The sequence below is a fragment of the Streptomyces sp. AHA2 genome (assembly GCF_036857595.1).
Classification (GTDB): domain Bacteria; phylum Actinomycetota; class Actinomycetes; order Streptomycetales; family Streptomycetaceae; genus Streptomyces.
Map to the genome: position 1 here is coordinate 107,355 of NZ_JAUQWJ010000002.1, position 13,584 is coordinate 120,938.

14 protein-coding genes are annotated in these 13,584 nt (G+C 72.7%); 11 read left to right on the plus strand and 3 right to left on the minus strand.

The genetic code is table 11. The annotated features are described in order from the left end of the window. Window positions 1-19 precede the first annotated feature (19 nt). Window positions 20-1,012, plus strand: a complete 993-nt coding sequence (locus Q5694_RS04310) for an adenosine deaminase (RefSeq protein ID WP_333930656.1) — start codon at window positions 20-22, stop codon at window positions 1,010-1,012. Window positions 1,013-1,190: 178 nt separating this feature from the next. On the opposite strand, the gene Q5694_RS04315 is transcribed toward Q5694_RS04310, so the two are convergent. Further along, window positions 1,191-2,504 carry an MFS transporter gene (locus tag Q5694_RS04315; protein WP_333930657.1) on the minus strand — a complete coding sequence of 438 codons (1,314 nt, stop codon included), beginning with the start codon at window positions 2,502-2,504 and terminating at the stop codon, window positions 1,191-1,193. A gap of 329 nt (window positions 2,505-2,833) precedes the next feature. Between Q5694_RS04315 and Q5694_RS04320 the strand changes: the two genes are divergently transcribed. From Q5694_RS04320 to era, 10 genes are all read left to right on the plus strand, one after another. Continuing rightward, window positions 2,834-3,730 carry a 5-dehydro-4-deoxyglucarate dehydratase gene (locus tag Q5694_RS04320; RefSeq protein ID WP_333931289.1) on the plus strand — a complete coding sequence of 299 codons (897 nt, stop codon included), beginning with the start codon at window positions 2,834-2,836 and terminating at the stop codon, window positions 3,728-3,730. After that, window positions 3,727-5,016: a glucarate dehydratase family protein gene (locus Q5694_RS04325; RefSeq protein WP_333930658.1), complete on the plus strand. Its 1,290-nt coding sequence runs from the start codon at window positions 3,727-3,729 to the stop codon at window positions 5,014-5,016. The genes Q5694_RS04320 and Q5694_RS04325 overlap by 4 nt, the downstream gene beginning before the upstream one ends. Window positions 5,017-5,078: 62 nt before the next feature. After that, window positions 5,079-6,230, plus strand: coding sequence for a carbohydrate kinase family protein (locus tag Q5694_RS04330; RefSeq protein WP_443040813.1), 1,152 nt, complete (start codon window positions 5,079-5,081; stop codon window positions 6,228-6,230). 176 nt (window positions 6,231-6,406) lie between these two features. After that, complete coding sequence (locus Q5694_RS04335) at window positions 6,407-7,474, plus strand: PhoH family protein (protein WP_333930659.1); 1,068 nt, start codon at window positions 6,407-6,409, stop codon at window positions 7,472-7,474. A gap of 14 nt (window positions 7,475-7,488) precedes the next feature. After that, window positions 7,489-7,986 (plus strand): rRNA maturation RNase YbeY, encoded by a 498-nt coding sequence (gene ybeY / locus Q5694_RS04340; RefSeq protein ID WP_311686795.1) that lies wholly within the window; start codon window positions 7,489-7,491, stop codon window positions 7,984-7,986. Between the two features lie 9 nt (window positions 7,987-7,995). Then, complete coding sequence (locus Q5694_RS04345) at window positions 7,996-9,300, plus strand: hemolysin family protein (protein WP_333930660.1); 1,305 nt, start codon at window positions 7,996-7,998, stop codon at window positions 9,298-9,300. Further along, on the plus strand, window positions 9,297-9,656 hold the full coding sequence (locus tag Q5694_RS04350; RefSeq protein WP_333930661.1) for an MmcQ/YjbR family DNA-binding protein: 360 nt from the start codon (window positions 9,297-9,299) through the stop codon (window positions 9,654-9,656). The genes Q5694_RS04345 and Q5694_RS04350 overlap by 4 nt, the downstream gene beginning before the upstream one ends. Window positions 9,657-9,676: 20 nt before the next feature. After that, window positions 9,677-10,030, plus strand: a complete 354-nt coding sequence (locus tag Q5694_RS04355; RefSeq protein ID WP_333930662.1) for a cytidine deaminase — start codon at window positions 9,677-9,679, stop codon at window positions 10,028-10,030. 42 nt (window positions 10,031-10,072) lie between these two features. Further along, the gene (locus tag Q5694_RS04360; protein ID WP_333930663.1) at window positions 10,073-10,549 is read left to right on the plus strand and encodes a hypothetical protein; all 477 of its coding nucleotides are present in this window, start codon (window positions 10,073-10,075) and stop codon (window positions 10,547-10,549) included. A gap of 96 nt (window positions 10,550-10,645) precedes the next feature. Further along, window positions 10,646-11,599 carry a GTPase Era gene (gene era / locus Q5694_RS04365; RefSeq protein ID WP_333930664.1) on the plus strand — a complete coding sequence of 318 codons (954 nt, stop codon included), beginning with the start codon at window positions 10,646-10,648 and terminating at the stop codon, window positions 11,597-11,599. Between the two features lie 9 nt (window positions 11,600-11,608). On the opposite strand, the gene Q5694_RS04370 is transcribed toward era, so the two are convergent. Beyond that, a complete protein-coding gene (locus tag Q5694_RS04370; RefSeq protein WP_333930665.1) occupies window positions 11,609-12,070 on the minus strand; it encodes an ATP-binding protein in 462 nt (153 codons plus the stop codon). A 154-nt stretch (window positions 12,071-12,224) separates the two neighbouring features. Next, complete coding sequence (locus Q5694_RS04375; protein ID WP_333930666.1) at window positions 12,225-13,547, minus strand: GH1 family beta-glucosidase; 1,323 nt, start codon at window positions 13,545-13,547, stop codon at window positions 12,225-12,227. Between the last annotated feature and the right edge of the window lie 37 nt (window positions 13,548-13,584).

Genomic DNA, 13,584 nt, shown 5'->3' on the forward strand with positions numbered 1-13,584 from the left:
ACGACCGTACGATGCTTTGATGCCCCTCCCCAAAGCCGAACTGCACCTTCACATCGAAGGCACTCTGGAGCCGGAGCTTGCCTTCGAGCTCGCCGCGCGCAACGGCGTCACCCTGCCCTACGCCGACACGGACGAGCTGCGCCAGGCGTACCGCTTCGAGGACCTGCAGTCGTTCCTGAACCTGTACTACGAGCTCATGGCCGTGCTGCGCACCGAGCGCGACTTCGAGGACCTGGCGAACGCCTACCTGGCCCGGGCCGCCGCGCAGGGCGTGCGGCACGCCGAGATCTTCTTCGATCCGCAGGCCCACACCGGCCGCGGTCTGGAGCTCGGCACGGTCGTCGAAGGGCTGTGGCGGGCGCTGGGGAACAGCGAGGCGAACCACGGTGTCTCCACCCGGCTGATCCTGTGCTTCCTGCGCGACGAGTCCGCCGAGTCGGCCCTGGCCACACTGGACGCCGCCGGGCCCCACCTGGACCGGATCACCGGGATCGGCCTGGACTCCGCCGAGGTCGGGCACCCGCCGGCGAAGTTCCGCGAGGTCTACGAGGCCGCCGCCGCGCTGGGGCTGCGACGGGTCGCGCACGCGGGTGAGGAGGGGCCGCCCGCCTACATCACCGAGGCGCTGGACGTCCTCGGCGTCGAGCGGGTCGACCACGGGCTGCGCTGCGTGGAGGACCCGGCCCTGGTGGAGCGGCTGGTGCGCGACCGCGTGCCGCTGACGCTGTGCCCGCTGTCCAACGTCCGGCTGCGCACGGTGGACACCCTCGCCGAGCACCCCCTGCCCGCCATGCTGGACGCGGGCCTGGTGTGCACGGTCAACTCGGACGACCCGGCCTACTTCGGCGGCTACGCCGGGGACAACTTCGACGCCGTGCGCGACACCCTCGGGCTCGGCGAGGAGCGGCTGCGCGAGCTGGCCCGCAACTCCTTCCTCGCCTCGTTCCTCGAGGACGACGAGCAGCTCCGGGCGCGCTACCTGGCGGAGGTCGAGGCGTACAGCTTCGGCTAGGGCCCGTCTGACGATTCCCTCCTGCCTCGCGACGCCATGCACGCACTCTCGCCGCACCGGGCGCAGAACCGAGTACTCCAGTACGACGCTCTACGCCCGGCACGCCGAGAGCCCGCACCTGACGCCGCGAGGCCGCCCTCCGGGCGACGGCGGTGATCGTCAGACAGGCCCCAGGCCCTCACGGGGCCTCCGACCCGGCCTTGCCGTAGGCGCGCTGGGCGGGGACGGCCGGGGCCTCGACGGGGATCTCCACCACCGGTTGCTCCGGGGCGCCGATCTGCGGGACCGCGCCGGTGGGGGTGCCGGTGGCGGCGGCGACCAGGGCGGCCGGGTGGCCGCCGCGGCGGCGGATCGCACCGGGCAGCAGCGGGCGCCCTCCGGTGTGCAGGGCGACGGCGGTCATCGGCAGGGCGACCACCAGCAGCCCGGCGCCGAGGACCGCTCCCATCACCGGGAAACCGGCCTGCGCCGACAGCACACTGCCGGTCAGCGGCCCGGCCGCGGTGCCCAGCGAGGACGCCGAGCCGACCAGGACCGCCCAGCGCCCGCGCGGGTCGAGGGAGGCGGCCAGCCCGATCAGGTACGACAGCACCACCGGGTACAGCGTGTTCCAGGCGATCTCGCCGGCCGCGAAGCCGCCGAGCCCGGTCGCGGAGGCGCTGACCACGATGCAGCCGGCGATGAGCGTGGTGCCCAGGCCGATCGGCACCGCCCTGCCGAGCCGTGCCCCGAGGGCGCCGGCCGCGAGGACGCCCGTGAGCCCGGCGCCCAGGGCCACGGCGAACACGGCACCGACGGTGGTCTCGCTCAGGTGCGCCTGTTCCAGGCCGATCCGGCCGCTCACGCCCCACAGCGAGTTCTGGGCGAGGGACCAGCACACCATGGCGGCGGCCAGCACCAGCCCGGAACGGGCGTGCGGCAGACGGGCCTTGCCGGTGCGCACGGGGGTGGGGGGCGTCCCGGCGGGCAGCCGGCCGGTCAGCGGCCACACGGCCACGGCCGTGAGGGCGATCGCGGCCAGCGGCAGCCCGTGCCCCGGACCGAGATGCGGCACCGTCAGATAGACGGCGCCCGCGAGGGCGGAGACGCTGAGCAGCCCGGCGGTGGAGGCCCGGTGGGGGTCCTTCTGCCCGGCGATGAGGGTCGCGGCGACGGTGGTGGCCGTGCCGGAGCCGAACCCGCCGAGCATCGCGCCGGCGACGACGGCCGGGACCGCGGTGGTCAGGGCCGCGCCGCCGTAGCCGAGCAGGGCCAGGGCGAGGCCGAGCCGGGCGAGGGTGCGGGCGCCCACCCGTTCGACCCGGGAGGCCAGGGCGAATCCGGCGGTGGCGGAGCTCAGCAGCAGGGCGCTGCCGACGGCCCCGGCCTGGGTGGCGGACAGCGCAAGCCCCGAGTCGAGGCGGCCCACGGTGGTGGGCAGCAGATACGGAGCGAGGTACCCGGCCGTGAAAAGGGCGACGAGGGGCCAGGGAGTGGTGCGGGGGGCGAACACGGGCGTTCCCGGGGCAGGCGAAAGGAGCGGCGATCAGGGGGAGGTGGGGCGACGACCGTCGACGGACAGGAACGCGCGGGCAATTTGTATCAAGCAACCACTCGGACACGGGAGCCCGGTCGATGTGATCTGAGTCACATTCGGTTTGTCTCGATGAACCTCGGGTAAACGCGCGCCCTCGCCGGTCGTGCCGCCCGTCAAGGGTCCTCGCCGTCGCACCTGTTGACGTTCGTATATCCAACCAGCATTCTCATACGTGGATGACGGCTGCGTGAGGAGACGACGTGAGTGCTGGTGCGGTGGCGGTCGCGCGGCGGCTGCGCGAGGGCATGGCGGGCGGGGTGCTGTCCTTCCCGTTGACCGCCTTCCGCGACGACGGCGCGCTCGACCCGGACGGCTGCCGCGCCCACGTGGCCGGCCGGCTCGCCGCAGCGCCGGGCGCGGTCTTCCCCGCCTGCGGAACCGGCGAGTTCTTCTCCCTGGACGAGGACGAGTACCGGCAGGTGGTGGCCCTCACCGTCGAGGAGACGGCGGGCCGCGTCCCCGTCGTCGCCGGCATCGGCTACGGCTGGGCCCAGGCCGCCCGGTTCGCGCGCGTCGCCGAGGAGGCCGGAGCCGACGCCCTGCTCGTCCTGCCGCACTACCTCGTCGAGGCCCCGCAGGACGGTCTCGTCGCCCAGGTCGAGGCGATCGCCGCCCGCACCCCGCTGCCGCTGGTCGTCTACCAGCGCGGCCGGACCGCCTTCACCGCCGACTCCCTCCGCCGTATCGCCGCGCTGCCGACCGTCATCGGCCTCAAGGACGGCCACAGCGACCTCGACCGGCTCCAGCGCCTCACCCTCGCGGCGCCCGAGGACTTCCTGTTCTTCAACGGCGCCGCCACCGCGGAGATCCAGGCCCGCGCCTACGCCGCCGTCGGCGTCCCGGCCTACTCCTCCGCCGTGCACGCCTTCGCCCCCGAGATCGCCGGCGCCTTCTTCACCGCCCTGCGCGACGGCGACGACGGCACCGTCGACAAGCTCCTGCGGGGCTTCTACGTCCCGTTCGTCGAACTCCGCGACCGCGCCCCCGGATACGCGGTGTCACTGGTGAAGGCCGCCGCACGCCTGCGCGGCCGGGCCGTGGGCCCCGTGCGCGCCCCGCTCACCGACCCCGCGCCCGCCGACCTGGCCGCCCTGACCGCCCTCCTCACCGCCGGACTCGACCTCGTGGGAGCCGCCCTGTGAAGCTCGCCATCACCGACGTGCGGCTGACGCCCATCCTGGTCGCGGACCCGCCGCTGCTGAACACGCAGGGCGTCCACCAGCCGTACACGCCCCGGCTGATCGTCGAGGTCGTCACGGCGGACGGGGTCACCGGCGTGGGGGAGACCTACGGCGACGGCAAGTACCTGGAGCTGGCCCGGCCCTTCGCCGAACAGCTGGCCGGACACCCGGTCAGCGATCTGAACGGGCTGTTCACCCTCGCGGACCGGGTGGCGGTGGACGGCTCCCGGGTCGAGACCGCCGTCGACGTCGGCGGACTGCGCGGCGTCCAGACCGCCGGCAAGCTCCGGCTGTCCGTCGTCTCCGCGTTCGAGGTCGCCTGTCTGGACGCCCTCGGGAAAGCGCTCGGCCTGCCCGTGCACGCGCTGCTCGGCGGCAAGGTGCGCGACGCGGTCGAGTACAGCGCCTACCTGTTCTACAAGTGGGCCGCCCACCCCGAGGGGGTGCCGGCCGAGACGGACGACTGGGGCGCGGCCCTGGACCCGGCCGGGGTGGTGGAGCAGGCCCGCCGTTTCACCGAACGCCACGGCTTCACCTCCTTCAAGCTCAAGGGCGGCGTGTTCCCGCCCGACGAGGAGATCGCGGCCGTGCGCGCCCTGGCCGAGGCCTTCCCCGGGCGTCCGCTGCGGCTGGACCCCAACGGTGCCTGGTCGGTCGCGACCTCGCTGCGGGTGGCCGAGGAGCTGGGGGACGTCCTCGAATACCTGGAGGACCCGGCCCTCGGTACGCCCGCCATGGCCGAGGTGGCCGCCGGGACGGGGGTGCCGCTGGCGACCAACATGTGCGTGACGACCTTCGCCGAGATCGAGGAGGCGTTCGTCCGCGGCGCCGTACAGGTCGTGCTCTGCGACCACCACTACTGGGGCGGACTGCGCAACACCCAGCAACTCGCCGCCGTGTGCCGCGCCTTCGGCGTCGGGGTGTCCATGCACTCCAACACCCACCTGGGCGTCTCGCTGGCCGCGATGACCCACGTGGCGGCCACCGTCCCGAACCTCCACCACGCCTGCGACTCCCACTACCCGTGGCAGTCGGAGGACGTCCTCACCGAGCGGATCGCCTTCGAGGGCGGACGCGTGGCGGTGTCCGACGCCCCCGGGCTCGGCGTGGAGCTGGACCGCGAGCGGCTGGCCGTGCTGCACCGGCGCTGGCTGGACGACGACGGGACGCTGCGCGACCGGGACGACGCGGCGGCGATGCGCGTCGCGGACCCGGGGTGGGCGACGCCCTCGATGCCCCGCTGGTAGCGGCCGCTTCCCGGCGGTGTGGTGCAGACTGGCCTGATCCGCACCACGTCAGGGAGCGCATCGTGATCGCGTCCACCGCCCCGGCAGGAAAGGGTCCGGCGGGAAAGGGCCCGGCCGGCAAGGGATCGCACCGTCAGAGCCAGGTCGATCCCCTCGCCCCGCTGCGCGCGCCGGACGACCCGCCCTGGGACGTCTACCTCACCGGCACCGTCTTCCTCGACATCGTGTTCACCGGGCTCGACTCCGCCCCGGTGCGCGGCACGGAGTCCTGGGCTCGCGGGATGGGATCGAGCCCCGGCGGCGTCGCCAACATGGCCACCGCGCTCGCCCGGCTCGGGCTGCGCACCTCCCTCGCCGCGGCCTTCGGCGACGACCACTACGGCGAGTACTGCTGGGACGCCCTGGAGCACGGCGAGGGCATCGACCTCTCCCCGTCGCGCACGGTGCCCGGCTGGCACTCGCCGGTGACCGTGTCCATGGCGTACGAGGGAGAGCGGACGATGGTCTCGCACGGCCACGAGCCGCCCCCGGAGGAGCCCGCCCCCGCGTGCCCGCCGCGTGCCCGGGCCGCCGTCGCCTCCCTCGCGCCCGGTGTGAGCGCGCCCTGGATCGCGCAGGCCGCGAGCAGGGGCACGCGCGTCTTCGGCGACGTCGGCTGGGACGACACCGGCGCGTGGGACCTGGCCCGGCTGCCCGACCTGAAGCACTGCGAGGCGTTCCTGCCGAACGCGCAGGAGGCCATGCGCTACACCCGCACCGACTGCCCGCGGGCCGCAGCGCACGCCCTCACCGAGCACGTGCCGCTCGCCGTCGTCACCCTCGGCGCGGAGGGCGCGTACGCGGTGGACCGGCGCACGGGGGAGACGGCGGAGGTGCCGGCCATCGAGGTCGAGGCACTGGACCCGACCGGGGCCGGGGACGTGTTCGTCGCCGGGTTCGTGGCCGGGACGCTGGCGGACTGGCCGCTGGCCGACCGGCTGGCGTTCGCGGGGCTGACGGCCGCGCTGTCGGTCCAGGAGTTCGGCGGATCGCTGTCCGCACCCGGGTGGTCGGAGATCGCGGCGTGGTGGCGCAGGGTGCAGTCCGTCGAGGGGCAGGACCCCCAGGCGCTGCGGCGGTACGGGTTCCTGGCCGGGCTGGTGCCGGAGGAGCTGGTGAGGCCGTGGCCGCTGCGGCGCGCGGTGCCGACGATCGGCTTCCGCCGCTCGGCATGACCCGGCCGCAGCCGGGAACCCGGCGCCGGCCGGGAGCCGCCGCCGCTGCCGGCCGTCCTCCCGTCCCCGAAACTCCTACGGTGTTGTCACCGCACCGTCGTACCCTGGGAATCGCGAGGCCGCCCTCAGCTGTGCGGCCGTGACGAGGAGGAACCGCAGGCCTTAAGCGCCGGCCCATGACTCAATCACCGACAGCTCACACCTCCGCGCAGGAGCAGGCGAGAGCACAGTTCACCGTCCCCGCCCAGCACCCCATGGTGACCGTGCTGGGATCCGGCGACTCCCTCCTGCGCGTGATCGAGAAGGCCTTCCCGGCGGCCGACATCCACGTCCGGGGCAATGAGATCAGCGCGGTCGGCGATCCGAAGGACGTCGCCCTCATCGCGCGCGTGTTCGACGAGATGATGCTGGTGCTCCGCACCGGGCAGCCGATGACGGAGGACGCAGTGGAACGCTCGATCGCCATGCTCAAGGCGAGCGACAACGGCGAGAGCGACGGCCAGGAGACCCCGGCCGAGGTGCTCACGCAGAACATCCTGTCCTCGCGCGGCCGCACGATCCGCCCCAAGACGCTCAACCAGAAGCGCTACGTGGACGCGATCGACAAGCACACCATCGTCTTCGGCATCGGCCCCGCCGGCACCGGCAAGACCTACCTGGCCATGGCCAAGGCCGTGCAGGCCCTGCAGTCCAAGCAGGTCAACCGCATCATCCTGACCCGCCCGGCGGTCGAGGCCGGAGAGCGGCTCGGCTTCCTCCCGGGCACGCTCTACGAGAAGATCGACCCGTACCTGCGCCCGCTGTACGACGCGCTGCACGACATGCTCGACCCGGACTCGATCCCGCGCCTGATGGCCGCGGGCACGATCGAGGTCGCGCCGCTCGCCTACATGCGCGGACGCACGCTCAACGACGCCTTCATCATCCTGGACGAGGCGCAGAACACCAGTCCCGAGCAGATGAAGATGTTCCTCACCCGCCTCGGCTTCGACTCGAAGATCGTCATCACGGGTGACGTGACGCAGGTCGACCTCCCCGACGGGACGAAGAGCGGCCTGCGCCAGGTGCAGGACATCCTGGACGGCGTGGAGGACGTGCACTTCTCCCGGCTGTCGTCGCAGGACGTCGTCCGGCACAAGCTGGTGGGCCGTATCGTCGACGCGTACGAGAAGTACGACACCACGCACGGCACCGAGAACGGCACGCACAAGGGCCGGGGCAAGTCCGCGCACAAGGGGAAGTAGACAAGCACAACACCATGTCGATCGACGTCAACAACGAGTCCGGCACCGAGGTCGACGAGCAGGCGATCCTCGACATCGCCCGCTACGCGCTGGCGCGGATGCGCATCCACCCGCTCTCCGAACTGTCGGTGATCGTCGTGGACGCCGACGCCATGGAGCAGTTGCACATCCAGTGGATGGACCTCCCGGGCCCGACGGATGTCATGTCCTTCCCCATGGACGAGCTGCGTCCGCCGTCCAAGGACGACGACGAGCCGCCGCAGGGCCTGCTCGGCGACATCGTGCTGTGCCCCGAGGTCGCCGAGAAGCAGGGCAGGGAAGCGGAGACACAGCACTCCATGGACGAGGAGCTCCAGCTGCTCACCGTCCACGGGGTGCTGCACCTGCTGGGCTACGACCACGAGGAGCCGGACGAGAAGGCCGAGATGTTCGGACTGCAGGCGGCCATCGTGGACGGCTGGCGCGCGGAGCGGGGCCTGACCGGCCCGTCCCCGGCGCCGACGGTCTCGTAACGGCCGCCGATGAGTCCTCAACTCGCACTGGGCGCCGTCGCCCTGGTCGTCGTGGCGTGGCTCGCCGCCTGCGCGGAGGCGGGCCTCGCCCGTGTCTCCAGCTTCCGTGCCGAGGAGGCCGTGCGCTCCGGCCGCCGCGGCAGCGCCAAACTGTCCCAGGTCGCCGCCGACCCGACCCGCTACCTGAACGTGGCGCTGCTGGTCCGCGTCGCCTGCGAGATGGCCGCCGCCGCGCTGATCACCTACGGGTGCCTCAAGGAGTTCGACGGCACGACCGAGGCGCTGCTGGTCGCCATCGCGGTCATGGTGCTCGTGTCCTACGTCGCCGTCGGCGTCTCGCCACGCACCATCGGCCGCCAGCACCCGCTCAGCACCGCGACGGTCTCGGCGTACGTCCTGGTGCCGCTGGCGCGGATCATGGGCCCGATCCCCTCGCTGCTCATCCTCATCGGCAACGCCCTCACCCCCGGCAAGGGCTTCCGGCGCGGCCCGTTCGCCTCCGAGGCGGAGCTGCGGGCGCTGGTCGACCTCGCCGAGAAGGAGTCGCTGATCGAGGACGAGGAGCGCCGCATGGTGCACTCGGTCTTCGAGCTGGGCGACACCCTCGTCCGCGAGGTCATGGTGCCCCGCACGGACCTGGTGGTCATCGAACGCTTCAAGACCATCCGCCAGGCCCTGACCCTCGCCCTGCGCTCCGGCTTCTCCCGCATCCCCGTCACCGGTGAGAGCGAGGACGACATCGTCGGGATCGTGTACCTGAAGGACCTGGTCCGCAGGACGCACATCAGCCGGGACGCCGAGACCGAGCAGGTGTCGACGGCGATGCGGCCCGCCTTCTTCGTGCCCGACACCAAGAACGCCGGTGACCTGCTGCGCGAGATGCAGAAGGAACGCAACCACGTCGCCGTCGTCATCGACGAGTACGGCGGCACGGCCGGCATCGTCACCATCGAGGACATCCTCGAGGAGATCGTCGGCGAGATCACCGACGAGTACGACCGGGAGCTGCCCCCGGTGGAGGACCTCGGCAAGGACCGCTTCCGGGTCACCGCCCGCCTCGACATCGGCGACCTGGGCGAGCTGTACGGCCTGGAGGAGTTCGACGACGAGGACGTCGAGACGGTCGGCGGTCTGCTCGCCAAGCAACTGGGCCGGGTCCCCATCGCCGGGGCGTCGTCCGTGGTGGCCCTGCCCGACGGGCGGGAGCTCAGGCTGACCGCGGAGGCCGCGGCCGGCCGCCGGAACAAGATCGTGACCGTCCTGGCTGAACCGGTGGAGCCGCAGGACCCGCCGCGGGAGGAGACGGCGGAGTGACCCCCCAGGAGCTGCGTGCGTTCTGCCTGTCCTTCGAGGCGGCCGGGGAGGACTTCCCGTTCGGCCCGGAGATCTCGGTCTTCAGGGTGTGCGGGAAGCTGTTCGCCCTGTCGTTCCTGGACGCGCGCCCCCTGAAGGTCAACCTCAAGTGCGACCCGGACGAGGCCGTCCGCCTCCGCCGGCAGTACGAGGGGCTCGTCGTGCCCGGCTGGCACATGAACAAGCGCCACTGGAACACCGTCACGGCCGACGGGGACCTCCCCGACCGGCTGGTCCGCGAGCTCGTCGAGGACTCCTACGACCTGGTCGTCGCCGGCCTCCCCCGGGCGGACCGCCTCCGCCTGGACCGGTCCTGACCCTTCCGTATGCTCGGATCATGACCGACAGCAGCGCGCTCGACCCCGAGGACCGCAAGATCGTCACCCTGGCCCGTTCCGCGCGGGCCCGCAACGGTGTGCCCGAGGGGGCCGCCGTGCGGGACGAGACCGGGCGGACCTACGTCGCCGGCACCGTGGCCCTCGACTCGCTGAAGCTCAGCGCCCTGCGGACGGCGGTGGCGATGGCCGTGGCCTCCGGCGCGCGCTCCCTTGAGGCGGCCGCGGTCGTCACCGACGCGGAGTCGGTCCCCGACGAGGACCGGGCAGCCGTCCGCGACCTCGGCAGCGCGCGGACGCCGGTGCTCGTGGCCGGGCCCGACGGGACGGTCCGGGCCACCCTGACCGCCGGCTGAACTTCCCTGCGACCGGGGGGGAGAAATGAGAACCGGCATCCCATGAGACGCGACAGCATCACGGCGGGCACGGCCCTGGCGGCCGGGGCCCTGGCGGCCGGGGCGCTCGCCCTCGCCCCGGCGGCCCACGCCGTCACCCCGCCGACCGCGACGATCAGTGCGGACTGCGGCAGCTTCGGCAGCGGCCGGGGCACGCTCACCGCCACGCAGAGCGGCACCGCCGTCACCTTCACGGTCACGTCCTCCGCGATCACCGCCCCGATCTCCCTCGGCAAGGACACGGTCACGTCCACCCTCACCCTGGTGAAGGCCGGCGGCGGCACCGTCGCCTTCACCGGCAAGGCGAACCCGGCCATGGCGGCCGGCGCCCCCGTCGAGGTCGGCCCCCTGCGCGGCACCGTCGCCCCCGGCGACCGCCTGGAGGCCCGCGGCGGCTCGCTGCGGCTGACCGCCTTCGGCCTCACCGCCACCTGCACGGCGACCGGCCCGCAGTCACCCGGACCGTTCGTGTTCGACTGAACCGGAACGCGTCGCCCGGGTCCGGGGAGGCCACGGCTCCCGGGGCGGACGGACCGCTGTGCGGAGCGGCCCCGAGGATCAGGGAGAATGGGCGGCATGAGTGTTCGCGCAGAGTCATCCGAGAAGTCCGGCGAGACCGCCCACCGTGCCGGCTTCGCCTGCTTCGTCGGCCGCCCCAACGCGGGCAAGTCCACCCTGACGAACGCTCTGGTCGGGCAGAAGGTGGCGATCACCTCCAACCGGCCCCAGACGACCCGGCACACCGTCCGGGGCATCGTGCACCGCGAGGACGCGCAGCTGATCCTGGTGGACACCCCCGGCCTGCACAAACCGCGCACACTGCTCGGCGAGCGGCTGAACGACGTGGTGCGCACCACCTGGGCCGAGGTCGACGTGATCGGCTTCTGCCTGCCGGCGAACGAGAAGATCGGTCCCGGCGACCGCTTCATCGCCAAGGAGCTGGCGGGGATCAAGAAGTCGCCGAAGGTCGCGATCGTCACCAAGACGGACCTCGTGGACGGCAAGACCCTCGCCGAGCAGCTGATCGCCGTCGACCAGCTGGGCAAGGAACTGGGCATCGAGTGGGCCGAGATCGTCCCGGTCTCGGCGGTCGGCGACCAGCAGGTCGAGCTGCTGGCGGACCTGTTGATCCCGCTGCTGCCCGAGGGTCCCGCGCTCTACCCCGAGGGCGACCTGACCGACGAGCCCGAGCAGGTCATGGTCGCGGAGCTGATCCGCGAGGCGGCCCTGGAAGGGGTCCGCGACGAGCTGCCGCACTCCATCGCCGTCGTGGTCGAGGAGATGCTGCCCCGGGAGGACCGCCCCGCGGACAAGCCCCTGCTCGACATCCACGCCAACCTCTTCATCGAGCGCTCCAGCCAGAAGGGCATCGTCATCGGCCCCAAGGGCAAGCGCCTGAAGGAGGTCGGCATCAAGTCCCGCAAGCAGATCGAGGCCCTGCTGGGCACGCCCGTCTTCCTCGACCTGCACGTGAAGGTCGCCAAGGACTGGCAGCGCGACCCCAAGCAGCTGCGGCGCCTGGGCTTCTGACCCCGGGGCTCAGACCCCGGGGCGCTGCGGCGCCGTCGGGAAGCTCGCCCACACGGCGTTGCCGCCGGTCAGCGGCGAGCGGAGGACACCCCAGGCGTCCGCCACCTCCCGGACGAGCAGCAGGCCGCGCCCGCCCTCGTCGTCCGGGCCCGGGCAGCACTCGGGGATGCCGCGGCCGGTGCGGTCGCCGTCGTGGACCTCCATCCGCAGACGGGCGTCCGCCATTAGCTGCACCCCGCACAGGATCCGTTCGCTGAACGTGTGCAGCACGGCATTGGTGACCAGTTCGGACACCAGCAGCACGGCGTCGGCGCACATCGTGTCGGGCACCTGCCACGCGGCGAGCCGGTCGCGCAGGGCGCGCCGGGCCAGACCGGCGCTGGTCCGCAGCGGCGGCAGCTCCAGCCAGTCGGCGCGGCCGGGGCGGACCGCCTCGAGGAACCGTGGGGTGGTCGTCGTGTGGGGGGACACGGGGTCGCCTTCCGTGGGGGGTGGAAGAACAGGCGAGGGCGGCGCGAGTGGTCGGCGATCCGGCCGGGCGGGCAGTTCGGGGATCCGGCTGCGGATCACCCGGTCAACTATGCTCGCAGTGCAGTTCACACTGCAACCATCTCCGCGATACGCATCAGTCCTTCACCGCCTGGGATTTCAGCATGTCCCGGTACCAGCGGAACGAGGACTTGGGCGTGCGTTCCCGGGTGGCGAAGTCGACGTGGACCAGGCCGAAGCGGCGCGCGTAGCCCTCCGCCCACTCGAAGTTGTCGAGCAGGGACCACACGAAGTAGCCGCGCACGTCGACGCCCGCCTCCACCGCCTCGTGCAGCGCCCGCACGTGGCCGTCCAGGTAGACGATGCGGTCCTGGTCGTCGAGGCCCGGGTAGGAGCAGCCGTTCTCGGTGATGACGACCGGCGGGAGGCGGTCGCCGTAGCGGTCGCGGAACGTGGTGAGCACCTCGGTGAGGCCCTCGGGCACCACCGGCCAGCCGAAGTCGGTGACGGGCCGGCCCTCGATCCGCCGCACGGAGAACGGCAGTTCGGCGGGCATGGTGACCCCGCCGAACTCGATCTCCGCGCCCTGCGGGGCGCCCACCCTGGTCGGGGCGTAGTAGTTGACGCCGTACCAGTCGAGGGGCTCGGCGATCACCTCCAGGTCGGCGGCGACGTCACCGGGCATCAGTTCGCCGATGCCGTCCGGGTAGCGGCCCAGCAGCAGCGGGTCCGCGAACAGGCGGTTCAGCAGCAGGTCGTAGAAGTCGGCGGCCTCCCGGTCCGCCGTCCCGTCCGAGGCCGGCCAGGTCGGACCGTGCGAGTTGGCGATCCCGATGTCGCTCGCGCCCGCGGCCCGCAGGGCCCGTACGCCGAGCCCGTGGGCCAGCAGCTGGTGGTGCGCGACGGGCAGCGCGTCGAACAGCAGCCGCTTGCCCGGGGCGTGCACGCCGAGGGCGTGGCCCAGGAGGGTGTGCTCCGCGGGCTCGTTCAGGGTGATCCACTTGGTCACGCGGTCACCGAGCCGCCCGGCCACCACGTCCACGTACTCGGCGAAGCGGGCGGCCGTGTCCCGCTCCAGCCAGTCCAGGTCCGCGGGCAGGTCCCAGTGGAACAGCGTGGGCACCGGGCGGACACCCGCCGCGCACAACTCGTCCACCAGCCGGTCGTAGAAGTCGAGCCCCTGGTCCGCGCGCACCCGCGGCCAGGACACCGAGAAGCGGTACGCGTTCACGCCCAGATCCGCCAGGAGCGCCACGTCCTCGCGGTGGCGGTGGACGTGGTCGCAGGCCACCTCGGCCGTCGAACCGTCCTTGATCCGTCCGGGTTCGGCCGTGAAGGCGTCCCACACGGAGGGTTCGCGCAGCCCCGCCGCGCCCTCGATCTGGTGTGCCGAGGTCGACACGCCCCAGAGGAAGCCGGCCGGGAAGCGGGGGATCGCCTTGCCTGCGTCAGTCGCCATGCGCCGGATCATCCGTACCGTCGGTAACGGAAGTCAA

Excerpts from the sequence above, each read along its gene's own strand:
- Q5694_RS04360 (WP_333930663.1), top strand. The coding sequence starts at position 10,073 with ATGAGACGCGACAGCATCACGGCGGGCACGGCCCTGGCGGCCGGGGCC.
- ybeY (WP_311686795.1), top strand. The coding sequence starts at position 7,489 with ATGTCGATCGACGTCAACAACGAGTCCGGCACCGAGGTCGACGAGCAG.
- Q5694_RS04310 (WP_333930656.1), top strand. The coding sequence starts at position 20 with ATGCCCCTCCCCAAAGCCGAACTGCACCTTCACATCGAAGGCACTCTG.
- Q5694_RS04335 (WP_333930659.1), top strand. The coding sequence starts at position 6,407 with ATGACTCAATCACCGACAGCTCACACCTCCGCGCAGGAGCAGGCGAGA.
- Q5694_RS04355 (WP_333930662.1), top strand. The coding sequence starts at position 9,677 with ATGACCGACAGCAGCGCGCTCGACCCCGAGGACCGCAAGATCGTCACC.
- era (WP_333930664.1), top strand. The coding sequence starts at position 10,646 with ATGAGTGTTCGCGCAGAGTCATCCGAGAAGTCCGGCGAGACCGCCCAC.
- Q5694_RS04375 (WP_333930666.1), bottom strand. The coding sequence starts at position 13,547 with ATGGCGACTGACGCAGGCAAGGCGATCCCCCGCTTCCCGGCCGGCTTC.
- Q5694_RS04345 (WP_333930660.1), top strand. The coding sequence starts at position 7,996 with ATGAGTCCTCAACTCGCACTGGGCGCCGTCGCCCTGGTCGTCGTGGCG.
- Q5694_RS04320 (WP_333931289.1), top strand. The coding sequence starts at position 2,834 with ATGGCGGGCGGGGTGCTGTCCTTCCCGTTGACCGCCTTCCGCGACGAC.